Annotated in this window: 18 protein-coding genes; 3 read left to right on the plus strand and 15 right to left on the minus strand. The window is 47.4% G+C overall.

Annotated features, from left to right (window positions below):
* Positions 1-17: 17 nt before the first annotated feature.
* Together Q0174_RS01205 and hemH are read left to right on the plus strand one after the other, a co-directional pair.
* A complete protein-coding gene (locus tag Q0174_RS01205; protein WP_040304050.1) occupies positions 18-890 on the plus strand; it encodes a Gfo/Idh/MocA family oxidoreductase in 873 nt (290 codons plus the stop codon).
* Positions 887-2,038 carry a ferrochelatase gene (hemH, locus tag Q0174_RS01210; protein WP_298041104.1) on the plus strand — a complete coding sequence of 384 codons (1,152 nt, stop codon included), beginning with the start codon at positions 887-889 and terminating at the stop codon, positions 2,036-2,038. Before Q0174_RS01205 ends, hemH begins: the two co-directional genes overlap by 4 nt.
* 157 nt (positions 2,039-2,195) lie before the next feature.
* Here the strand turns inward: hemH and Q0174_RS01215 are convergent, their stop codons facing one another.
* The 14 genes from Q0174_RS01215 to sstT all read right to left on the minus strand — a co-directional run bounded on the left by Q0174_RS01215 (position 2,196) and on the right by sstT (position 20,128).
* Complete coding sequence (locus Q0174_RS01215) at positions 2,196-3,509, minus strand: ankyrin repeat domain-containing protein (protein ID WP_298041106.1); 1,314 nt, start codon at positions 3,507-3,509, stop codon at positions 2,196-2,198.
* Positions 3,510-3,747: 238 nt separating this feature from the next.
* Positions 3,748-4,983: a nucleotide sugar dehydrogenase gene (locus Q0174_RS01220; RefSeq protein ID WP_298041108.1), complete on the minus strand. Its 1,236-nt coding sequence runs from the start codon at positions 4,981-4,983 to the stop codon at positions 3,748-3,750.
* Positions 4,984-5,372: 389 nt separating this feature from the next.
* Positions 5,373-7,193 (minus strand): penicillin-binding protein 2, encoded by a 1,821-nt coding sequence (locus tag Q0174_RS01225; RefSeq protein WP_298041110.1) that lies wholly within the window; start codon positions 7,191-7,193, stop codon positions 5,373-5,375.
* A gap of 68 nt (positions 7,194-7,261) precedes the next feature.
* The gene (gene aat, locus Q0174_RS01230) at positions 7,262-7,939 is read right to left on the minus strand and encodes a leucyl/phenylalanyl-tRNA--protein transferase (protein ID WP_298041112.1); all 678 of its coding nucleotides are present in this window, start codon (positions 7,937-7,939) and stop codon (positions 7,262-7,264) included.
* A complete protein-coding gene (locus Q0174_RS01235; protein ID WP_298041114.1) occupies positions 7,939-10,320 on the minus strand; it encodes an AAA family ATPase in 2,382 nt (793 codons plus the stop codon). The genes aat and Q0174_RS01235 overlap by 1 nt, the downstream gene beginning before the upstream one ends.
* Before the next feature lie 15 nt (positions 10,321-10,335).
* The gene (locus Q0174_RS01240) at positions 10,336-10,641 is read right to left on the minus strand and encodes an ATP-dependent Clp protease adaptor ClpS (protein WP_298041116.1); all 306 of its coding nucleotides are present in this window, start codon (positions 10,639-10,641) and stop codon (positions 10,336-10,338) included.
* The gene (locus Q0174_RS01245; protein ID WP_298041118.1) at positions 10,631-11,329 is read right to left on the minus strand and encodes a TlpA family protein disulfide reductase; all 699 of its coding nucleotides are present in this window, start codon (positions 11,327-11,329) and stop codon (positions 10,631-10,633) included. The genes Q0174_RS01240 and Q0174_RS01245 overlap by 11 nt, the downstream gene beginning before the upstream one ends.
* Before the next feature lie 55 nt (positions 11,330-11,384).
* Positions 11,385-11,849, minus strand: a complete 465-nt coding sequence (smpB, locus tag Q0174_RS01250) for an SsrA-binding protein SmpB (RefSeq protein WP_298041120.1) — start codon at positions 11,847-11,849, stop codon at positions 11,385-11,387.
* Between the two features lie 125 nt (positions 11,850-11,974).
* Complete coding sequence (locus Q0174_RS01255; RefSeq protein ID WP_298041122.1) at positions 11,975-12,718, minus strand: 4-(cytidine 5'-diphospho)-2-C-methyl-D-erythritol kinase; 744 nt, start codon at positions 12,716-12,718, stop codon at positions 11,975-11,977.
* Between the two features lie 820 nt (positions 12,719-13,538).
* Positions 13,539-14,387 (minus strand): tRNA pseudouridine(55) synthase TruB, encoded by an 849-nt coding sequence (truB, locus tag Q0174_RS01260; protein WP_298041124.1) that lies wholly within the window; start codon positions 14,385-14,387, stop codon positions 13,539-13,541.
* The gene (locus Q0174_RS01265) at positions 14,380-16,440 is read right to left on the minus strand and encodes a UvrD-helicase domain-containing protein (RefSeq protein WP_298041127.1); all 2,061 of its coding nucleotides are present in this window, start codon (positions 16,438-16,440) and stop codon (positions 14,380-14,382) included. The genes truB and Q0174_RS01265 overlap by 8 nt, the downstream gene beginning before the upstream one ends.
* The gene (locus Q0174_RS01270; RefSeq protein WP_298041129.1) at positions 16,437-16,844 is read right to left on the minus strand and encodes a hypothetical protein; all 408 of its coding nucleotides are present in this window, start codon (positions 16,842-16,844) and stop codon (positions 16,437-16,439) included. Before Q0174_RS01270 ends, Q0174_RS01265 begins: the two co-directional genes overlap by 4 nt.
* Position 16,845: 1 nt before the next feature.
* The gene (locus tag Q0174_RS01275) at positions 16,846-18,759 is read right to left on the minus strand and encodes a M3 family oligoendopeptidase (RefSeq protein WP_298041130.1); all 1,914 of its coding nucleotides are present in this window, start codon (positions 18,757-18,759) and stop codon (positions 16,846-16,848) included.
* A 109-nt stretch (positions 18,760-18,868) separates the two neighbouring features.
* Complete coding sequence (gene sstT, locus Q0174_RS01280) at positions 18,869-20,128, minus strand: serine/threonine transporter SstT (RefSeq protein WP_291936613.1); 1,260 nt, start codon at positions 20,126-20,128, stop codon at positions 18,869-18,871.
* A gap of 144 nt (positions 20,129-20,272) precedes the next feature.
* Between sstT and metK the strand changes: the two genes are divergently transcribed.
* Entirely contained in the window at positions 20,273-21,472 is a 1,200-nt protein-coding gene (metK, locus tag Q0174_RS01285) for a methionine adenosyltransferase (protein WP_298041132.1), read from the plus strand.
* Positions 21,473-22,541: 1,069 nt separating this feature from the next.
* Here metK and dctP read toward each other — a convergent pair.
* A complete protein-coding gene (gene dctP, locus Q0174_RS01290; RefSeq protein WP_298041134.1) occupies positions 22,542-23,726 on the minus strand; it encodes a TRAP transporter substrate-binding protein DctP in 1,185 nt (394 codons plus the stop codon).
* Positions 23,727-23,801: the final 75 nt, after the last annotated feature.

A 23,801-nucleotide genomic window follows, 5' to 3' on the forward strand; every position in this document is an offset into this window, starting at 1 on the left:
AAATTTAGGGCATGGCGATGAAAAAAAAGATAGCGATCATAGGCATGGGCGAGCTTGGTCAAAAGCACTTCAGCGAGCTAAGAAGGAGCGATTATTTCGAGCTTGTAGCGCTTTATCATAAGGGCAGCAGTGAAAATTTCGGCCCACGCTATCCGATCTTTGATAATCTAACCGATCTTTTTAACGTCGCCAAGCCCGATGCCGTAGTCATCACGGCTCCCCCGCCATCGCATAAAGAGCTGATTTTAAAATGCCTGCCGTTTACCAAAAATATCTTTGTAGAATCTCCGCTCGCACAAAGCCTAGCCGAAGCCAGAGAGATAAATTACGCAGTCACTACTAACGGCACGCGCCTAGCCGTAGGCTACTCCGACCGCTACAATCCTGTCATCGTATCCTTGCTACGCGAGCTAGCCAAGGGGGATAAAATTTTTTCGATGAGCTTTGTAAGCGGTTTTGCAAACGATGATAGAGCAGATATCGTCGCCAATGCCCTTTTTAGAGATATCGATCTTGTGCGGCTGCTTTCTCACAGCGAGATCGCCTGCATAGAACTTAGCAAAAATATCTCTAAAGAGCGCACTCTAGCCGCATGCGCGACGCTTCACACAAAAAGCGGCTGCTATTGCACGCTAATGCAGTCCAATCTCTATCCGATCAGGCGCCACGGTATCGAGATTTGCACCGACAGCGGTGTGTATTTCGGCGATCTAATCTCAATAACTCTTTTTAAAATTACGCCTGACGGGCGCGTAAATCTGCGCGTCGATCGCGACGATTTTTCGCTACGCCGCGAGCACGAAGCGTTTTGCGCGATGTGCGACAGCAGCACTAACGCAGGTCTTGCAAGCGTAGAGGATGCGATAAAAATCAGAGAAATCATCTCATGAAAAAAGCCCTAATTTTACTCAACATGGGCGGTCCGAACAATCTGAGCGAGGTTGAAGTTTTTTTAAAAAATATGTTTAACGACCCCTTTATTTTGGGCGTTAAGAGTGATTTTTGGCGAAGCGTTTTAGCCGCGCTCATCGTAAAAAGCAGAACCGCATCGGCGCGCAGCAACTACGAAAAATTGGGCGGGCGCTCGCCGATATGCTCCATCACCGAAGCGCTTTGCGAGCGGGTAAATGAGCTAGCGCGAGCAAAATTAGGCGCGGGATTAAAATTTGAAAATGCAGATGGTGTGCAAAATTTAAAATTTCAGAGCGCAGCTAAATTTCAAAATGAGATAGAATTCCAAGGCGCTGCAAATGAGTCGGCGCAAGATGTTCTATTGCAAAACCAGCCGCCGCAAGACGTCCCGACGCAGGACAAGGCGCTGCAAAACGAGATGCCGCAGAATGAAAAACCAATAGACGAGCTGGTTTGCGATTATGCGATGAATTACACGCCGCCATTTGCGGAGGACGTGTTTAAAAAATATGCAGATTTTGATGAGATAATTTTGATGCCTTTGTATCCGCACTTCTCAAAAACTACGGTGCAATCGAGCCTGTGTTCTGCCGAAGCCGCACTTAAACGGCTCGGTATAAAAAATTATAGAATCATCGACATCTTCTACGACAACGCCGCTTACAACGAAATTTTACTAAATTTAATCGCAAGCTGCGTCGCAAAATTTAGCGCGGATGAAATTTCTCAAATTTCGCTCATATTTTCCGCGCATTCGCTGCCGGTAAAAATGATCGCCGCGGGCGATCCCTACAAGGCGCAGGTAGAGGCGCACGTGGAAATTTTAAAAGATCTGCTAGCTGCGCGCGGGATTAAATTTAAAGAGATTATTTTGGCGTATCAATCGCGCCTGGGCCCCGTGAAGTGGCTAGAGCCCAATGTCGCGGGCGTCTTGCGGGATCTGCAAAGCAAAAAAGCGCTCATATTTCCGATCGCGTTTTGCGTGGATAACTCCGAGACCGATTTTGAGCTGGATATTTTTTATCGAGCTAGGGCGCACGAGCTGGGTTATGAATACTACGAAGTGTGCAAATGCCCGAACTCCCGCGAGGATTTCGCGAAATTTATACTCGCGCAGGCACTGTAAATTTAGAGATTAATTTAGCTTTTCTATTCGAGTTTTTATACTTTTGCGGAGTTCGCAGGCCAAATACAATGCCGATAAAATCGGCGAAATTTCATTTTTAAGCAACCAAAAAGAGCTTTAAAATTAATTATTTCACAGCGGGTTGCTTAGCCGCCTATTATTTTTGATCTTCCGCTTCTTTACTAAATAAATTTCTTTTATATTCTTTATAGTCGTTAGTTAGCCTCTCGACTTCCTCTTTAGATATATGGAAGTTGGGATTTTTTATATGCTTTCTATTTGCTGCAAATTCTATTTTATCAATTTTTTTTTGCCCTACCGCAAATAGTATATACTCTTTAATATTTTTAAAGGTAGCATTCTTGTCGGAACAATGTTTTTGCAAAAATGCTGAGTCAAACATACTTCCCATTTTATAGTATCCTACGGCTATATCATACCTATATGCTTCATAGCACTTATCATCATACATTCTTTTTAAAAATTCATCATTCGGGATTCCGCCTATATCATATTGCAAAAGCAGATCTATCATAGCTCCGGGCTCGGGCACGTCCAGTAGATCGCCATATACCGACATATAAAGTCTAAACTCCTCTACCCCATACTCCTTGTTAGTATTTTTTATATTTTTATAGCCGGATATCTCCTCTAGTTTATTTGAAACGGAGACCTCTCCCATATTGAAAGTGGAGTAGGTATACGGTCTATAACCGCTCTCTAGCACCATTTTCATTATATCGTACATATTGTTTCTAACTAGGTGGGTGATAAAATAATATCGCTCGCCTCCGCCGCTAAAAAGAACCTCTTTCGTGCGGTAATGTATGATCGGCGTAGCGTTTTCGTCAAAGCTTACAGAATCTATCCAGTTTTCGACATCCATAATGCCGTAGGTTTCCTGCACGATCTCTACTTCGTCAAACTTAACTCCGCTATCTAGCAAAAGCCTAACCGACTTAGTGGCGTTATTTTCCATAGCGTATGCCATAGGGGATAGCTCGTAATTATCTTTCTTATGAGGATCGGCCCCCATCTCTATCAGCTTTTTTGCGGTTTTTTCATCATCGTAAAAGCTAGCATACATCAAAGGGGTAACGCCGAAATGAAGAGGGGTATCTACGCTTATATTATTATCCTGCATAAATTTTAAAATTTTATCCGTATCTTTTGATTTTAAGCTCCTGCGCAAAAGTTCCATCGTGGGGTTATCTCTAACCTCCTCTTCGTCTATATCCCAATATCTATAGCCGACTGCGTTTATCTCCTTTTGCGTTACGTATTTAGCTAGCTCGGAGTTAGGATCTACTTTGGTATTTGCAGTGACGGTATAGTGATGGGGGGTTGATTTAAATCTGCCGGTCTGAACTTTGAGCGCCAAGGCAAAAAGACCTATAAAAACAACTATATAAAATATACCTTTAAAAATGTTTTTTATGATTTTAAGCAAGGTCTTCAAAAAGGTCTTCAAATTTGATCCTTCAGCCTTAAAACACTAGCCTGTAAAGAGCTTTAGCTTTTTAGCAAAACCTAAAGCGACAACTCGTTTTATCCCTCCGAAAGTGCCGCGATTATATAACGATGAGGATTAACTTTCACTTATACCAAAAAATTTTATCTATTTTTGCGGTTTAGCATCGTGTTTGAGCTTCAAAACATAAAAAGTAAACCGCACCGATAAAGTCTAAATTTAAACCCCAAGCTAAATTTCAGAGCTTTCCTTGCGCGCCTTTATAGACATTTTTCACGTCGTAAACCAGCGAGCCTGCGTAATCAAGCTCGAAAAACTGCTTATGCGCTACGGCGATTACGACGCAGTCAAATTTGCGCAAGTCGGGCTTTTGCAGCAGATCGATGTCGTAGTATCTCTTGGCGTCGGCGGCGCTCGCCCAAGGATCATAGACGCTTACTTCGCAGCCGAAATTTTTAAGCTCGCTTATCATATCCACGACACGCGTATTGCGGGTGTCGGGGCAGTTTTCTTTAAATGTCAGTCCCAAGATCAAGACCTTCGCGCCCTTTACCTTTTCGTCGTATTTTATCATCATCTTAACGACCTCCGTAGCGACGTAACTTCCCATATTATCGTTGATACGGCGGCTTGAGAGGATGATTTCGGGGTGATAGCCCACCTCGGTCGCCTTCTGCGCCAGATAATACGGATCGATGCCGATGCAGTGCCCGCCGACGAGCCCCGGACGGAAGCTTAAGAAATTCCACTTCGTAGCCGCCGCGTCGATGACGTCGTTGGTGTTTATACCGAGCTTACCGAACAGGATCGCAAGCTCGTTGATAAAGCCGATATTGATGTCGCGCTGGGTGTTTTCGATCACCTTCGCGGCCTCTGCGACCTTGATGCTGCTGGCGCGAAAGGTGCCGTTTTGAAGTATGCTAAGATAGACGCTATCTACAACGTCCAAAGCCTCCGCAGTGCTTGCCGAGACGATCTTTTTGATCTTCGTGACGGTGTGAACTTTATCGCCAGGATTGATCCGCTCGGGCGAATATCCGCAGAAAAAATCACGGTTAAATTTTAGCCCGCTAGCCCGCTGCAACACCGGCACGCAATCCTCCTCCGTAGCGCCCGGATAGACGGTGCTTTCATACACGACGATGTCGCCCTTTTTAAGCACGGCTCCGACGCTTTCGCTGGCCTTGATTAGCGGCGTAAGATCGGGGCGATTTAGCCTATCTACGGGCGTAGGCACGCACACGATATAAAAATTACTCTGCCTCATATCATCTAGCTTTGCGCTAAATTTAAGCCCGTTTTGAATCGCCGCGGCAAGCTCCTCGTCGCTAAGCTCTAGCGTGCGATCGTGCCCGCCGCGCAGCTCGTCTATGCGCTCTTGCGAGACGTCAAAGCCCACGACCTCATGTTTCGCAGCAAACGCCGCCGCCAAAGGAAGCCCAACGTAGCCAAGCCCGATTATCGCTATTTTCATTTTTCCCTCATTTGCTTTCATATTTTCCTCTTTTCTTTGCGTTAAATTTCATCGTTAAATTCCGCAGTTGCACGGGCATACGACGCGAATTTAATAGCGCCGCGTCTTTAAATTTAAACAGCTAAGCTCACTCGCTGTTTTACTTGCGCTGCTTGCGCGACGACAAATTTAAAATTTTGCCTTGATATGAAATTTTACTACCGCGCCAAAATCCCGCGTTACGATAAAATTCCATCGCCGTGCCGTTAAAATTTTACGCCGATAAATTCTATGCCGCTAGAATTCTGCGCTATAAAATTTAAACGCCGTAAAATTTCAAAAAGCCGCGCCTAATTCCGTGAAATTTCATCGCCGCAAAATTTTAAAAAACCTCGCGAAATTTAGCAAATTTAATCTTTAATTTCAACCGCTTCATCCTTGATCTCGACCTTTTGCGTGGCGTTTGCGTCGGCTGCGGGCTTTAGATAGCCCTCCTCTATCAAAATTCCTACCGCCCGCTTAAAGATCGGCAGCGCGTTTTGAGCGGCGTAGTAGCTGCCCCTTTTAGGCTCGCGCACCAAAACGCCGATCGTGTAGCTAGTGTCCGCGTCGTTGGCAAATCCGAAAAACGAGCTGTTATAGGCGCTCGAATAGCCGCCTCCCTTGGCGATGCGCGCAGTGCCCGTCTTGCCGCCGATTTGCAGCCCCGCTACTCGACCCTTGCGTCCCGTGCCGCTCTCGACCGTTTTGATTAAAATTCCTTTGATTACATCAGCGGTAGTTTTAGAGATGACCTGGCGGGTTTCGCTTTCGTTGACGATGTAAGTTTTGCCGTTATTTTCTAGATTTTCGACTAGGCGCGGGCTAATCATGACGCCGCCGTTGTTAAAGACGGTATAGGCATTGAGCATCTGAAGGAAGGTCATCTGCGCGCCGTAGCCGTAGCTGATCGTGGCTTTGTAAATTTTATTATTCAGGCTTTTGATGCTTGGGATATTTCCACTTTGCTCATACGGCAGATCAATGCCCGTTTTTTGCGACATACCGAAGTTCATCAGCCCGTCATAAATAGCCTGCCCCTCCAGCCGCTCTGAAATTTTAATCATTCCTATGTTTGAGCTGTGGATAATGATCTCCTCGCCGCTCATCTGCTTTGCAGGATGCGTGTCGCGGATCGTGCGAGTACCAAGCTTATAGCTGCCGTTATAGGTATTGATGATCTCGCCCGGTTTGACGGCTTTGGCATCATAGGCGATTGCGAAAATTATCGGCTTCATAATCGAGCCCACTTCGTAGGCGTATTCGCTCGCGGTAAAATTTAAATTCTTAAGATCGTTTTTCGTGATGTTTGAGGGGTCATAGCGGGCGTTGGTCGCGAGGGATAAAATTTTGCCCGTTTTGGAGTTCATAATGCCCACCACGATTTCTCGCGCATCGTAATTATCAGCGCCCTCATCGCTTAGGCGCTCTATCTTTCTTTGCAGCGTTAGTGGCACGCTTAGACGGACATTGTAGCCGTCGATCCTGCCCGTTTTTTTGCTGCTGCGCTCTAGAATGATATTGCCGCCGATATCGCGCGGACCCACGATAAACTCATCTCTAACGGGCGCTAGATAATACTCGTAGTACTTCTCGATCCCTTTGATGCCGCTAACCTTTGTAATGCCATCAACCTCTTTTTTATTGATATAGCCGATTAACGGAGTGAGCGAATCGCCGACATTGTAACTGCGCTTCTCGCCGCTTTCGCTCACGCTCATGCGGATAGGCGGATTTAGCCTGCCGTTTGCGCCTATGAAGCTGACGAAGACCTTTTTTAAATTTAGCTTATATGCAAGCTCTTTTAGATGCACGGCAGTTTTGGCGTCGATTTTATACGACAGCACGGTCGTGCCGCCAGAGCCCTCGATAGCGCTTTTGACACGCTTTTCGCTATCGCCCGTATAGATGCAATAAAGCCGCACGAAAAGATCAAGCTTGTTTTTATCGATGCTTCGTGCATCGACGCTAACTTTGTAGAGTTTGACGGAATTTGCCGCGACATAATTATCTTTTGCGATTATCGCGCCACGGATCGCGCTGTTGGTTTCATTGACATCCAGGCGCGGTAACTTGCGCTCGGTGCTGCCCCAAAAATATAAAATCGCCAAAAATACAAAAAGCGCCGCCGGCACGAATATAAACATCACGATAATCATACCGACCGAGGAGCTTTTATCTCTTTGCCACATCTTATTTCTTTAAAATTCTAAATTCCGCGTATTTTTTACGCTGCCGCATTTCAAGCTTTGGCTCACTGCTACGCTCCGCGCGGAACTTTAAGATCCGCAAAGCGCTCAAAGCCGCTATCTTGCGCACTAAGCTCAGCAAATAGAGCGAGGAATTCTGCTCGCGGCATCTCTTTAGCACCCATAAATTTCAGATGCTCGTTCATAATCTGACAATCGATTAAAAAGCCGAAATTTGCAAGCACCTCACAAAGCCTAATCAGCGCGACTTTCGAAGCGTTGCTCTTTAGGCTCAGCATGCTCTCGCCGCAAAACACCCGCCCAAAAATTAGCCCGTATAGCCCACCCACAAGCTCGCCGTCCTCGTACGCCTCGACGCTGTGAGCGTAACCGTCTGCTGCCAAACGCGAGTAAGCCTGCACGATCTGCTCGCTGATCCACGTGCCGTCGCTCTCTTTTTTGCGCACGTCTTTGCAGCGCTCGATGAAGCACTTAAAATTTGCGTCAAATTTCACTTCATATCGCTTAAGATAGGGCTTGATGGACTTTTGCACACGCACTTCGCGCGGATCAAGCACTGCGCGCGGATCGGGCGACCACCATAAAATCGGCTCATCTTCGTTAAACCACGGAAATATCCCTGCGCTATAAGCGCTAAGCAAGCAATCCTCGCTCAGATCGCCGCCACTTGCAAGCGGTGCAAAATCTGGCGCATCCATAGGATCTGGAAAATCGTAAAACCGAGCCATTATTTAACGACACTGCTTTGAGCTAGTGCGGGTTGCTTTTTTTCTATCTGCGGCAAAGGCGTAGAAGCAAAGCTAAAGCTTAGCTCGCCATCTTTTACGCTCACGCTAACTAAGCCACCCTCTTGTAGCGTGCCAAAAAGCAGCTCGCCGCTTATATGATCGCTGATCTGAGAGCTGATCTCGCGCTTTAAATTTCGCGCGCCAAACTCGTCCGAATAGCCGCGCGAGATAATCAAATCTTTTGCTTCCTTGTTTAGACTAATCTTTACGTTTTTTAGCTGCGACTCTAGCTCGCCGATAGTTTTATCCACGATTTTTTCTAAAATTTCGCCGCTTAAGCGGTTAAAATTTATGATTTTATCGATGCGGTTGCGAAATTCCGGCGCAAAGAAGCTTTTTATGGCGCTATCTACTTTATAGCTCTCGTCTTTTGTAAATCCGACCTGCGGCGCTTCTTTCGTGCCTAAATTCGACGTCATTATTATGATCGTATTTTTAAAATCGGTCGTAACGCCGTTGTTATCGGTAAGACTTGCGTTATCGAAAATTCCTAAAAAAATATTCGTCATGCTAGGATGAGCTTTTTCTACCTCATCAAATAAAATGACGCTGTAAGGGTGCTTTTTGATGTTATTCGTTAAAATTCCACCGTTTTCAAAGCCCACGTATCCAGGAGGTGCTCCGATGAGTCTCGAGACGCTGTGAGCTTCCATATATTCACTCATATCGTAGCGCTCAAAATGTACTCCGAGCTGCGCGGCTAAGACCTTGGCTAGCTCACTTTTGCCCACACCGCTACTACCTGCGAACAAAAATACCCCGATCGGAGAGCTTGCGCCTCCAAGCCCGGCATAAGAGCGCAAAAGTGCCTTGCAAAGGCTGCTAACCGCCTCATCTTGACCGAAAATTTCGCGCTTGATATTAGCTTCCAGATTTTTTAGTACTTGTTTATTATCGACACTACTGCTTAAATTTGCGATATTCGCGCTAATCGAAAGCGTATTTACCAAATCGTCCTTACTGATTTCAAGCGGAGCTTCGTGCGGCTTAAACGCAAAGCTCGCACCCACCTCATCGATGAGATCAATGGCGCTGTCGGGAAGGAATTTATCACTTTGATATTTTTTAGCAAGCGTTACGCTATCTCGCAAAATTTCGTCGCTAAATTTCACGCCGTGAAATTCCTCATATTTTTTGGCTACGCCTTTTAAAATTTCGACGCTATCGTCAATGCTAGGCTCGCTTACATCGATCTTGCAAAACCTGCGGCTAAGCGCTTTATCCTGCGAAAACGAGCGGTATTCGCCGTATGTAGTAGCGCCGATGACCGATAGCTCGCCGCTTGCAAGCGAAGGTTTTAGGATGTTTGACATATCAAGTTCGTTGCGATTGCCCGTGCCTGCGCCAACGATCGTGTGAATTTCATCGATAAATAAAATCGCGTTTTGATTGGCGCTAAACTCGTCTATGAGATCCTTTAGCCTCTCCTCAAACTCCCCGCGCAACGTAGTGCCTGCGATCAGCGCGCCAGCATCAAGGGCGTAAATCACCTTGTTTTTTAACTTTTCTGGCACTTCGCCGCGGACGATTTTTAGCGCGATACCCTCGATGATCGCGGTTTTACCAACTCCTGCTTCGCCCACTAAGATCGGATTATTTTTCTTGCGGCGACAGAGGGTTTGCAGCGTCTTTTCGATCTCTTTTTCGCGTCCGATGAGTGGATCGATCTTACCTTCAAGCGCAATTTTATTGAGATTCGCTGTATAAAGTGAGCTAGGCGAGTCCTTTTTAATATCGCGCTCGTTTATGGCGTCCTTTTCGCCCTCAAACGCAGGCTCAAATTCCGTATTCTGCCACTGCCTGCGGCTTTCGTCATAATTCATCGCATGCGTGATATCATCGATATCGTATGAGTTTAGCTTAATCGCTGCGGCTTCATCGCGAGAAACGACCTCGTCGCGGTGATCGAAAGCGGATTTGTACTTTCGCACGATGAGCTCAAAAATCGCGGCATTGATACCGTAGTGATTTAAAATTTTAGTGCAGTCATTTTCCTTATCATTTAGAATTTTAAGCATAAAATCGAGCTCGTTTTTAGGCTCTTTAGCGTTATTTAATTCGGTATAGAACTGCTTAAATTCTATCGTCTGCGCCGGAGCCTTGCCGCTTGATTTAGGCATCATATCCAAAAGCCCGCCCAGATTATCCAAGATATTTAGGTAGTTAATATCCGGAATTTCTTTGGCGATGAGCCCATGAAAGGGCTTATTGTATTTAAAAATCGCATAAACTACGTGCGAAGTGGTGATGTATTCGTCCTCGCCGTCGTTTGCGACGCTGATTGCTTGTTCAAAATGTTTGTTTAAAAAAAATCCTATCATTGCTTTCCTTTAAATTTAATCCTCTTCGATCTCACATCTAAGAGGGAATCCTGCGGCCTTTGCCGCTTGTAAAACCGCTTGTTGCTTGCATTCGGCTATCTCTTTAGGATACGCGCCGCAAACCGCGCGGCCCTGCTTATGCACTTTCATCATTAAATCTACAGCATCGTTAAAGTTTTTGGCAAAAATCTCCATCAAAATATAAACCACAAAATCCATCGTCGTCACGTCGTCGTTTAGCAAAATTACTTTATACGGACGAGGCACGAAAGATTTTGTTTTGGCGTTAGTGCGAATCTGCACGCCGGTTTTAGTTGCCATTTTTTATCCTGACAATATCGCTTTTTATCACATCGGTATCGACCATGCCTAAGTAATACGGCTTGCCCCGCTCATCGCCCTCGTTGATGTCGGTAAGCCTTTGATATTTCCCGTCTTTAAGCACTACCTTAAAAGGGATCGAAAGCGCGTGGCGATAACCGATGTCGCTTAAAATTTGACCCACTATGCGCTCGTTCTGTTTTGAATTGGAGATGAAATAATACGCGTTAAATTTTTTCGTAAAATTTTCGATCACCTGCGCATCGGTAATATCCTCAAAATAAATCAAGCCGACCATCAGAAAATCCGCGGAATTTTTTAGCTGAAAGTCCATCAGATGCGGCGCTTCGATGCGGCACGGCTGGCAATACGTACCAAAAATATCAAACATTAAAATTTTATCGCTGTCCGCGAGCTTAAAGCCCTTTTCTGTCCGCTCGATCGTTACTTCGCCGCCTACGACGCTTTTAAGCGTAAATCGCTCACCCGTTTTAAACGGCGTAAAAGCTACCTCCTCGCCGCTCTCGCCGCCAATACGCTCGCCATTTTTATCTTGAGCAGAATTTTTTGCCATCTGACTCTCGCTCGCGGCGGAATTCTCGCCCGCAGAGCCCGTCTTTTTCTGCGAATCATCTCCGCAGCCACTTAAAACAAAAATCGCTAAACATAATAGTAAAAATTTCTTCATTGCATTTCCTTCGGGTTTAAATTTAAGCCCGCATTTTAACCAAAGTTTTGTGAATTTAAAATGAATGCTTGTCGTATCGCTTCATCGCGCTTTGCGCTTCGCGGTCGGCTTCCTTACGTTTTAGCGATTCACGCTTATCGTGCAGATTTTTGCCACTAGCCAAAGCGATACGCGCCTTTACGCGGTTTTTATCATTGAGATACAGCGACAAAACCACGATGGTAAGGCCCTCTTTGCTAGCCGCGCCAAGCAGTTTGTCGATCTGCTTACGATGCATTAAAAGCTTTCGCACTGCCCCTTCGTCTGGACGAAAGTGGGCGTTGGTGCTTTCAAGATAGCTGATATGGGCGTTTAGCAAAAACAGCTCACCGCGGATCACGCGACAAAAACTATCTTTGAGATTGCCCCTGCCCGCGCGCAGAGCTTTGACCTCGCTGCCCTTTAGCACGATGCCTGCTTCAAAGCTTTCAAGTATCGTAAAATCGTGAAATGCCTTGCGATTTTTACTCAGTTCTTTCATCTTTTTCCTTCTAAATTTGACCCTAAGCTTAGCCCGTTTTTGCTTAAATTTAAAAGCGATCGCGCGAATTTTAAATTTTATCTTTAAATTTAGCTTTTAAATTTTAACCGCGCGCCTTGGAATTCTTATTTTAAGAAAAACACGCTGCTGCCGCTGCCGCTTAGAAACATATCGCGATACCTGCTCATCTGCGGATATAGCTTTATGCACGGCGCGAAAAGATCATTTAGCAGGGGGCCGTCGTATCGCGCCAGCAGCTGCTCGCTGCTTAAACGCAACATCTCTTGAGCCTGCGCGGCGTCTATGTTTTGCATAAAGCTTACGCGAAACTCATTATAAACCGCACCGGTGGAGCAAAAGATAGCGGGCGTTAAAATTTCGATCGCGGGCAAGAGGTCCTCGAAAGGCTCGATGATCTCGCCGATGCCGCGCACGTTTGCGGCCTCAAGCCCGCTGACAAAAAACGCGACGTCCGCGCCGATATTTTGCGCGATCGCTATAAGCCGCTCGCGCGGAATTTTTAAGCTTAATTCCTCGTTCGCAAGCCGCAAAAACGCCGCCGCATCGCTACTGCCGCCCCCAAGACCGGCACCGATCGGAATATGTTTTTTAAGCACGATCTTATGCGAGCTGAAAAATTCTGCAAGCTCGCGCGCAAAGCCCGCCCGCTCAAGCGCCGCCTTAGCCTTTAAAATTATATTATCCGCGATCTGCGCGGCGTCGCATTCAAGCGCAAAGCCGCTCGCTCGCTCAAAGTTTATCTCATCAAAGAGCTCCCTGCGCAGCACGAAGCGCGAGGCGATCTCGTGGTAGCCGCCGCGCGTGCCGACGACTTTTAAAAAAACATTGATCTTTGCATAAGCCTTCAAATTTTACTCCTTCTGCGCTTTGGCGCACTTGCGTTAAATTTAGACTGCGACAAGTCCATCTAGCGCGATTAAAATTTTAAATCCGTGCGCGAGTTAAATTTCAGCCTGCGGCACGCCCCGTCCGGTGCGATTAAAATTTCAAAACCGCGTGCCGTGAAGTGCGCACCGCGGAATTTAACCCACGATCGCGGCGCCCGATACGTAAATTTTATAAAGCGCGGAAATTTAAATCTGCGACGCATGCGGCAGAATTTCAATCCGCAGCGCAAATCTATCTTAGCGATTAAAATTCCAAGCCGGCAAAATTCTAGCCGCACCACCGCACGCCGCACTAGGTCATAAATTTAGTTTAGCGGTATGTCGCCCGCTGCAAAATCAAACCCATCGGCGCAGACTACGCATTACCGCGAGCTAGAATTTCATTCGGCAGAGGCCGCTTGCTGCGCCGCAATAAGCCCCAACCTGCGCGCTTTTTAAATCGCGAAATTTTAATCTCGCGGCGCGTCGTCATATCGCACCAAAAAGCAAATCAAAACGCCGCTTGGTCGCGTTTAAATTTAACCCCCGCGGATTTATTCCTTTTCACAAGCGAGCGTCGCCTGCCTAGCCGCACGTTTAAATTTACGCCGCCTGAGGCCGATTTGCGATCTATGCGCAACAAAAAAAGCGTGATCTCTCACTCGCTGCTCCGCACGATAAAATTTAACCGCGCGGGACAGCGCGCTATGCGAGCAAATTTAAAACGCGCCGTATTTATAACCGCTCAAATTTCAAGCCAGGGCCGCCCGATCAAAATTCCGCCGCAGGCTGGGGCCGCGGCTTAAAACGCGCCGCCCGCGATCGGAACGTCGTTCCAAAGATACCGAACCTCGCCCGAGCTTATCTCGATGATCGAGTAAAAATCGCCGCAGATAAGCAGATAGCGCCCGTCTGCGCGGCTCACCAGATCCTTTGCGGCAAGCTTTTTGCCCAAGATCACGTCGCGCGCGTCGCCGTCGTAAAAGTTTGGCGCAAGGTCCAAAAACTCGAGCGGATTTAGCGCCGCCTCTTCCGCAAAGCGCGGATCTTGCAGGTCAAAAGCTCCCTCGCTCTCCCGCCTAAGCGCGCTTAGCGTGCCTGTGGCGCCTAGCTTTTCTGCAAAAATTTGCGCAAAAGAGCGCACGTAACCGCCCTCGCTGAGTGCGACGCGAAAGCTCACGAAGGGGTGAGCGTAGCTTAAAATTTCGGCATCAAAAACCCGCATCGAGCTCTCTTTTAAGCTCACCTCTTCGCCCGCGCGAGCGAGCTTGTATGCGCGCACGCCGTCAATTTTCTTGGCGCTGAAAGCGGGCGGGATAAATTTTATCTCGCCGCGCATTTGCGCCATCGCGGCATCTAAAACTTCGCGCGAAAGCGACGGAATTTGTTCCACGCGCTCAATATTTTCATTATCACTGCTTGGGCTTTGCGCGCCTAGCCACAGCGTCGCGACGTAAACTTTTGGCTCCTTTTTTAAAAATCTAAAAAAGCGCGCGTATTGCCCGAATGCCACGATCAGCGCGCCGCTCGCGAAAGGATCGAGCGTGCCGCTAAAGCCCGCCTTTTTCACGCCGTATTTGCGCTTAAGAGCGCTTAAAAATTTATTGCTGCCGATGCCCGCGGGCTTGTCCGCTAAAAACAATCTATTCATAAGAGCCGATCTTTTCTACGAAATTTGACATTATCACGCGCGAAATTCCGCCAAAATTTATAGTGAGTCGGTCGCCGTTTACCGCCGTGATCTGTCCGATCCCAAATAGCTTGTGTTTGATCAGCTCGCCCTTGCTAAAGCCGCTGCTTTGCTCGCGCAGAGGCTCTTTAGCCACCAAACCCGCCTCGGCTATAAACCTGCTCGCATCGAGCCTCTCGCGCTTGCCGCGATAAAAGCGGCTAGCGGCAAAGCTAAGCGTAAGCGTGCGTTTGGCGCGCGTGATCGCTACGTATGCGAGTCTGCGTTCCTCTTCAATGTCATTGCTGTCGCCCAAAAGCGGGAAAAAGCCCTCCTCCAGTCCGATTACGAAAAGGTGCGAAAACTCAAGCCCTTTACTGGCGTGCACGCTCATTATGTTTATCGCATCGCCAGATACGGCGTCCTGATCGCTAAGAAGGCTCAGCTCGTTTAAAAATTCCGCCAGATCAAAATCGGGCTTATTGCTCGCCTCGTCCTTCAGCATCGCCAAAAACTCGTCGATGTTTGCAACGCGATCGGCGCCGTCGGGCAGCGAAGCATAGTAGGCCTTTAGCCCGAAAGCGGGCTCCAGCGCGTCTATTTTTTTGATCGTATCGGCTAGCGCGGAGATAGAAGCGATACCGCTTTTAAGCTCCGCTAGAGCCTGCGCCGCCTTGGCGCTAAGCCCTGCGTCCGGCTCGCTAAAGGCGTCAAATAGGCTTATGAGCCGCAGGCGCGAAAGCTCCTCGAGCTTCGCCAGCGAGACCTTACCGATGCCGCGCTTGGGCACGTTTATGATCCGCCTCATCGAAAAGTCGTCGTGCTCGTCGTTTACCAAGCGCAGATAGGCGATCGTGTCCTTGATCTCGGCGCGCTCGTAAAATTTCACGCCGCCTACCATTTTGTACGGGATTTTGGCTCGATTTAGCCCCTCCTCCAGCGCGCGCGAAAGAGCGTTTACGCGGTAAAGCACGGCGATTTGAGAGGGCGCTACGCCGCTTGAAAGCAGCTTTTTGATAGCTTCTGCGATCTTTGCCGCCTCAATACTCTCCTCGTCCGAGCGCAAAATTTCGATCTTTTCGCCGCCGCCGTTCATGCTAGTAAGGCTCTTGCCGAGGCGGTTTTTATTATGCGAGATGAGCTCGTTGGCGGCATTTAAAATTTCGTCCGTGGAGCGGTAATTTTGCTCAAGTTTGATAAATTTTACGTTTGAGAACTGATCTTTAAAATTTAGAATATTTTCTATCCGCGCACCGCGCCAGCCGTAGATACTCTGATCGTCATCGCCCACCACCACGAGGTTTTCATGCGCGGTGCAGAGCTTTTGCAGCAGCTTGAATTGAATGTCGTTGGTATCCTGATACTCATCCACCGTGATATAAGCGTAGCGGCGCGAAATTTCATCGCATAGCCGCTCATTGGCGTTTAAAATTTTATACGGCAATATCAACAGATCATCGAAATCTACAAGATTATTCGCCGCCAAATACGCCTCGTAGCGCTTATATGCTCTAGCGCAATGCGCGTAAAATCCGCTATACATCCTGCTTAGCTCGTCATCTTTATCGTTTAAAAGCTCGTCAATATCTTTGGGGCCGATTAGAGAATTTTTGTAGGTTGAAATTTTAGCCGCTAATAGCGATGTGGGCAAATTTATCTCAAAGCCCTTGATGATCTTTTTCTTATCGTCGGTATCGATTACTTGGAAGTTTGCGCTGCGTCTAAGCTCGCTAATATGAAATTTCAAAAACAAAAGCCCGAATTTATGAAAGGTGCACAGAAGCGGCACGCCGCTTAAATTTAGCCCGCTTATCAGATTAAGCGCCCGCGAGCGCATCTCGGCGGCAGCTTTATTCGTAAACGTAAGCGTGAGAGTATTTTCCGCAGGCACGCCGTTTGAGAGCAAGTAGGCAAGGCGCGCGGTGATCGTTTTGGTTTTGCCGCTACCAGCACCTGCTAAGATTAGCATCGCTCCGTCCACGTGGCTCGCAGCCTCGCGCTGAGCGGGATTAAGACCTTCTAAAATATCGCTCATTTTGAGAAAATTTTACGCGATTTTTCGCGCTTAAGCCACTCGGACTCGGGCTGGGAGAAATTTACCGCGATGGGCTTACCGTCCACGACGATCTGCAAGACCCCGTAAAACGGCACGCTAAGCGTGCTTGCAAAATCCTGCGGCCCAAAGCCCGCCTCGAAAACCAGCTCATCCTTGCTAAGATGCGCGCTAGAGAGCGTGTATTCCTCCAGCTGCAAAAAGATCGCGGGCATTTTGAAGCTTTTTAAAATTTCCTCCGGCAGCGGCGGGTCAAATTTTATCTGATCCGTCCTCGCAACGATGCCAAATCCGCATCCAAGAGCTAAAACGTAGTCCAAAACCGCGCCTATATTCGCACTGCTCGCAGCGATAAATTTATCGTCTTTTAAAATTTTATCTATCATCCTAACCCCTCACAAACTCATCTACAAGCGCCGCGACCTGCTCTATGCCGATGCGCCAAAACTCGCTTTTATTGATATCAAAGCCGAATTTCGCCACTAGCTTTTGTGGCTCGTCGCTGCCGCCCGAGCTTAAAAACTCGGTGTAAATTTGAACGAAATTTTCGAGCCTGCCGCTCTTATACAGCCCGTAAAGCGCGAGCACCAAAAGCTGCGCGTAGGCGTAGGAGTAGCAGTAAAACGGCGAGTGGATGAAGTGCGGGATGTAGCTCCACCAACTTTTGTAATGATCCTGCAAGATCAGCTCGCCCGCAAACATCTTGCGCGACTCCTCCATCCAAAGCTCATTAATACGGTCTACGCTTAGCTCATCCGCGCTTGCATGCACGCGCCGCTCAAAGGTCGTAAATCCGATCTGGCGGTAAAGCGTCGCGAAGATATCTTCGATCTTTGCCGCAAGCATCGCTCTTAGCGCGGCCTTATCGCTTGCGGTCTGCGAGGGCGTATCCGTATCGCGCGCAGCAAGCTCGCACGAACCCGCAGAGTCTTGCGAAGCGGCGTGTTTTACGGCGTGCTCGCTTGGAATTTCACCGCCCTGAGCCTCTTGCGAAGCGTCGCGTTTAAAATTTTGCGAGCCGTCCGAGGCGGCGGTGCTTTTGAAATACGACAAGCCGTTTAAATTTGAAAAATTTTCGCGCATATAATCAAACACCAGCATCTCGCAGAAAACCGACGCAGTCTCCGCCGTCGTTAGCGGCGTAAAGGAGTTGAAATAGCCCACGCCGTAGCTTAGATACTGATGTATCGCGTGCCCAAGCTCGTGCGCGAGAGTAAATACGTCGCGGCGCTTGCGCGTGAAATTTAAAAGCACGAAAGGGTGCGTATCGCGAGAGCCGGAATGCGAAAACGCGCCGCTTTGCTTATTTTGCGCAGGCATCGCGTCGATCCAGTTTTGCTCAAACGCGATCAGCGCGATCTGCTTAAATTTCGGACTAAATTTTTCAAACGCCGCTAGCACGATCTGCTTAGCCTGCTCGAAGCTAAACTCGCTCTCATCGCCCCCAAGCGGCGCGTATCTGTCGTAATCATACAGCGCGTCGTAGCCTAAAATTTCGCGCTTTTTGGCGTAAAATTTGCCGACCAGACCGAAGCTTCGCTCCGCTTCTGCGATTAGCGCATCGACGCTTGCGATATTTATCTGATTTTCCTCGTGCATCACCGCCTCGGCTTTATCGTAACCCCGCAGTTCGCAGCGAATTTTAAGATCGGTTTTGATCATATTGTAGATGTAGCCAAGCAGGTGGGAGTTTTGCTCTAGCACCGCACTTAGCGAAGCTGCGGCGTCCTTTCGCACCTCGCGATCGGAGCTATGAAGCAAGCTTAAAATTTCCTCCTCGCCAAGCTTTTGCCCGCGAAAATCAAAGCTCATCCGCGCCATGCTCTCGTCAAAAAGTCGCGAAAACGCCTCGCCGCTTACGGGTGAAGTTTTTAAAAGCACGCTTTCTTGCGGCAAGCTTAGCTGGTGAGCCCTGCGCCGTTTAAGCAAGCTCAAATAATATCTAAATCTCCCGCCCCCTGCGATAAACTCGTCCTGTTTTGCGGCGTCAAGCTCGTTAAACTCGAGCTCAAAAAAAAGCAGGCTCTGCGAAATGTCGTTGCAAGCCTGCTCCGTCTTGGCCTGCTGCGCCCCAAGGCTCGTATCTCGCGCAAAGCTAAGATGTGCAAAGCTCATTATCTTGCCGATCTGCTCGCTGATGCCCTCATAAAGCTCAAGCGCGCTTAAAAATTCCTCCGCGCCAAGAGCGTGCAGCTTATCTTTAAATTTAAGCTCAAAATCCCTAGCCTGCGCGGAGGCGCTATCTATCGCGCCGCTAAATTCCGCTTCGTTTGCAAACAGCTCGCCTAAATTCCAATTCATCGTTTTCCTTTTAAAATTTTTGGATAATTTTATCAAAAAAGAATAAGTAAAATTTTAAAAACCGCAAATCCGCCGTACGGACGGAATTTGCGGTAAATTTTAAGGTGAGTTATTTTTGCATACTTTGCGACGCGATCGCCGTAAAAATCACGTCCGTGGAGCTATTGATCGCGGTTTCTACAGAGTCTTGGATTACGCCGATGATAAAGCCGATCGCGACTACCTGCATTGCGATGTCGTTTGAGATATTAAAGAGCGAGCACGCAAGTGGTATCAGCATCAATGAGCCGCCTGGCACGCCGCTAGCGCCGCACGCACCGACCGCCGAGACCACGCAAAGCAGTAGCGCCGTCCAAAAATCGGGACGCACGCCGAGCGTATGAGCCGCGGCAAGCGCCAAGATCGCGATTACCACCGCAGCGCCCGCCATATTTATCGTAGCTCCCAAAGGGATCGAGATCGAGCTTAGCTCGTCGCTGATACCGAGCTTTTTGCATAAATTTAAATTTACCGGGATATTCGCCGCCGAGCTGCGGGTGAAAAACGCCGTGAGGCCGCTTTCGCGCAGGCAGGTAAATACGAGCGGATACGGATTTTTCTTAATCACCGCAAAGACGATGAGCGGATTTACCACGAGGGCTACGAACGCCATCGCACCTACTAGCACGACTACGATTCGTACGTATCCAAGCAGCGCGTCAACGCCGGTTTGATACACGGTAGAAGCTACTAGACCGAAAATTCCAAACGGCGCGAGCTGGATTACAAACTGCACGATTTTGGTTACCGCTTCGCTCAGATCGGTAAAAATTTTCTTTGTTTCATTAGTACAAAATTTAAGCGCGACGCCAAGACCTATCGCCCAGGTTAAAATTCCTACGTAGTTTCCGTGCGCGATAGCGTTTAGCGGATTATCTACAACCTTAAAAAGAAGATCTTTTAGCACGATCCAAACGCTCGCAGGGACCGCATTTTCTGCCGCGCCGACATTACTTAGAGCAAGCTGCGTCGGAAATAAAAAGCTGGCTGCTACCCCCACGCACGAGGCTAAAAAGGTGCCTACGATATATAGAACAACCACGCGTTTTAAGCCGCTTGCGCTACCGTATTGTTTATTTACGATCGAGCTCAAGATCAAGATAAAAACTAAAATCGGAGCTACCGCTTTAAGGGCGCCTACGAATAAATTTCCTAAAATTTCCGCAAAAGCTACTACATTTATTAAAAACGAAGTGTGCTCTGCCGCAATATCGCCTGCCGCTGAACGTGCGGCAAAGCCCAAAATAGCTCCTATTATCAAGCCTGTAACTATGCGCAGAACTAGATTTTTATCTTTGTAGCTAGCTACTAATTTTTGAATCGAACTCATTTTTTACCTTTCAATCAAAACGTCGTTTGAAATATATCGAAATTTTATTTAAGCGCATTTAAATTTGGGCGAAATTTTGTGATTTTTAGTTAATCTTAAAACCTCGTTAGATAAAATGACGCGAAATTTTAATTAGGAGCAGATATGTATCTATTTACCAGCGAGGTCGTAAGCCCCGGACATCCGGACAAGTGCGCCGATATCATCGCAGACAGCATCGTAGATGAAATTTTAAAGCAGGATCCCAACGGACGCGTCGCAGCAGAGGTTTTCATCGCGGGCAAACACGTAGTAATCGGCGGCGAAGTAAACGCCAAGATCGATTTTACTCACGACGATTACCGCCACATCGTAAAGGGCGCACTTAGCGAGATCGGTTACAACGACAACCCCTACTTTACGCGCGCACAGTGCCTGCATCCGCAGGATCTGCAAGTAGACGTATTTTTAAACCAGCAAAGCCCCGACATCAACCAAGGCGTCGATCAAGAGGGCGGCGAGATCGGAGCTGGAGATCAGGGCATAATGTTCGGCTTCGCAAGCTGCGAGACGAAAAATTTTATGCCGGCTGCGATCACCTACGCAAGAGCGCTTTGCGATCACGTTTATGCCTACGCGAAATCCCATCCCAACGAGCTTGGCGTTGATATTAAAACGCAGGTTACGGTCGATTACGGCACGAAGAGCAATTTTGAGGAATGCAAGCCGCAAAGCATCCATACGATCGTGGTTTCCGCGCCATGCGTCGAGAGCATGAGTATCGAGCGCGTCCGAGATCTGATCGGAAATTTGATCGATTCGGCGGGGCTTCCGAAAGAGCTTTACGACAAAAGCAAGACTATCATCTACATCAACCCGACCGGCCGCTACGTAAATCACAGCTCGCTTCACGACAGCGGCCTAACGGGACGCAAACTGATCGTCGATAGCTTCGGCGGCTACAGCCCGATCGGCGGCGGCGCTCAAAGCAGCAAAGACTACACTAAGGTCGATCGCAGCGGGCTTTATGCGGCGCGTTATATCGCCAAAAACATCGTCGCGGCGGGGCTTGCGAAAAAATGCATCGTCCAGCTCAGCTACGCAATCGGCGTCGCAAAGCCCGTCAGCGTCAGCGTCGATTGTATGGGGACGAATTTAGGCGCGGCGAGCGACGATGAGCTATCCGCTTTCGTGCTTGAAAAATTCCCGCTCACGCCGCGCTGGATTATCGATAAATTCGGTCTTGATCGCCCAGGCAAAGGAAGCTTTCTCTACGCCGACGTCGCCGCGCGCGGACAGGTCGGAAACGACGAATATCCGTGGGAGCAGCTTGATGGCGTCGAGCTTTTTAAGGCTTTGAAATAAAATTTTACGCTTTGCAGTAGCGCCTTTTTAGCTTACGACATTCGCTAGGCTTGCAGCAGCGAGCCTAGCTCAATATTCTACGCGGCTTTTGCATGCCGCGTAGTTTTATCGCATCTCAAGAAATAGCGTTGCGGCAAAATTCTCCATCAAAATTCTAAGCCATGAAATTTAAGAGTTCTAGCAGGTAGAATTGAATTTTAAAAATTTTAGGCGCAACTCGCACAAAATTTTAAAATTGACGCGGTGAAATTCCAAGGCTGAGCCCGTCTAGTTTAGTGATAAATTCCAGCCGAGGTGGGCTTTTAAAATTTGCACACAAGCTTTAAATCTGCAATCGCTTAAAATGAAATTTAACCTATAAAATTTTTTCTAACGCGCTTTGTACTTAATCTCCGAAAGACAAAATTTTAAATTCTCCCTACTTGTGATGTTTAAGCGTGTAGATTTTAAAATTTTGCCATTTTATTTGAAGTTTGCCGCTTTTATTTAGCAAGAAAACCCCCGAAGCAAATTTCATTTAAAAGCGGCATTTGCAAGATAAAAGTGCTGAAATTTTAAAATATGGAATTTATGAACGCTACTAATTTAAAATCTCAGATTGGCACGCTTCGCCAAAGCCCCTCCGCTAACTACACGAAATGAAAAAGCAAGATTAAATTCTCCCGCGCATGATGTCGCCCGCAAACGAGCACGGCGGAATATCAAGCTTAAATAACGCAAAAGATAAAAGAATAAAGCAAAAAGATAGGAGGCTTGGAGCTTGATAAAATTCTAGCCTTGTGCGGCGGCGACCGAGCGGCTTTTAAATTTGGCTTTAAACGCAGCGATGCGAATTCTGTGCCTTAATTTAAATGCTAAAGCAGCGATAAAATTTTATCGCCGCTTTCATAAATTAAAATTTTAAAGATACTCCGAGCTACGCAGCTGCAAATAAGCAAATCGCCTACATTTTAATCACCCGCGCCTCGCCTAAATCTCTTAAATTGCCGATCAAATTTAAGCCGCATACACCTTTATCTAGCGCTTAGTTTAGCCGCGCGGCATAAAAACGCAGCTAAAAAATGAAGCGCTATTTCGTTTGATTATCCTCATTTTTTGGTGCGGCAGTGCTTGCATTTATCTCGCTGGCTGCGCTATTTACGGGCTCAGGAACAGAGATTTTTTTCACCGAAGCGGTAAAATTCTGCTCGGCTTCAACGTCGCCCGTTTTTTCGATATATGTAAAATCGCCCATCTTCGTCCACGTTCTAGCTTTAGCTAAAAACGCCTTTTGGCTCTCCCAAATCTCTTTGAAGTCGGGATTTTTCTCGCTTTCTTCGGCTAAAATTTCATCCGTCGCCTTGCGAAGCGCACGCATAATTTCAGGCGAAAAAGAGCGAATCTGAACGTTTGGATATTTCTTTTTGATCTCGTCCCAAATTATTACGTTTTTATAAAACGTCTCGTTTTCTGCGTATTCGCGCGCCTTAGCGATCGAAGCCTCTAGGATATTTTGCAAGTCCTTAGGAAGCTTCTGCCAAGTTTGTAGATTTATCACGATCTGCTGCTCGCTAGCGGGTTCTTGCCATCCCGTATAATAGTAATTTGCGACCTTATGAAAGCCTAGAGGTATATCAAAGCTAGGACTTGCCCACTCAACCGCATCGATGGTGCCCATCTCTAGCGCCATATATAGCTCGCCTACCGGTATTGTAGCGACTGCGACGCCAAGGCGGCTCATAACCTCCCCGCCAAAGCTTGGAATTCTAAATTTAAGCCCTTTTAAATCATCTAACGTATTAATCTCTTTTTTAAACCAACCACCCATCTGCATGCCGCTATTTAGGATATTAAAGACCTTTAGATTGCTTTTAGCATAGAATTTATCCGCTAGTTCCTTACCCCCGCCAAAGTAATACCAAGCGTGTTGCTCATCTTTCGTCATACCAAAAGGCACCGTCGTAAACAGCATATTCGCGCTATTTTTGCCTTTATAATAGTAGCTCGCAGTATAGCCTAAATCGTATTGTCCGTTTTTGACCATATCATAGATCGCAAAAGGCGCTTTATGTTTGCTGGGCGTGTCGATGCTGATTTTCAGCCTACCATCAGACATACTATCTGCAAGATCTGCCATACGCTTGGCGACATCGCCTACGATAGGCATACTAAGCTCGTAAGTCTGAGCTAGCTTAAGGCGATAAACTTTCTTATCCGCGCCCCACAGCGACGTGGCTATAATCAAACTTAATCCGACAAGAATCAATTTTTTCATATACTACTCCCAAAATGAAATGGTGCGAATTTTATATAAAATCATCTAAATTCACGCTTTTATAACTAGCTTTTA

This window comes from uncultured Campylobacter sp. (genome assembly GCF_937996225.1).
In the GTDB taxonomy this organism is placed as follows: domain Bacteria; phylum Campylobacterota; class Campylobacteria; order Campylobacterales; family Campylobacteraceae; genus Campylobacter_B.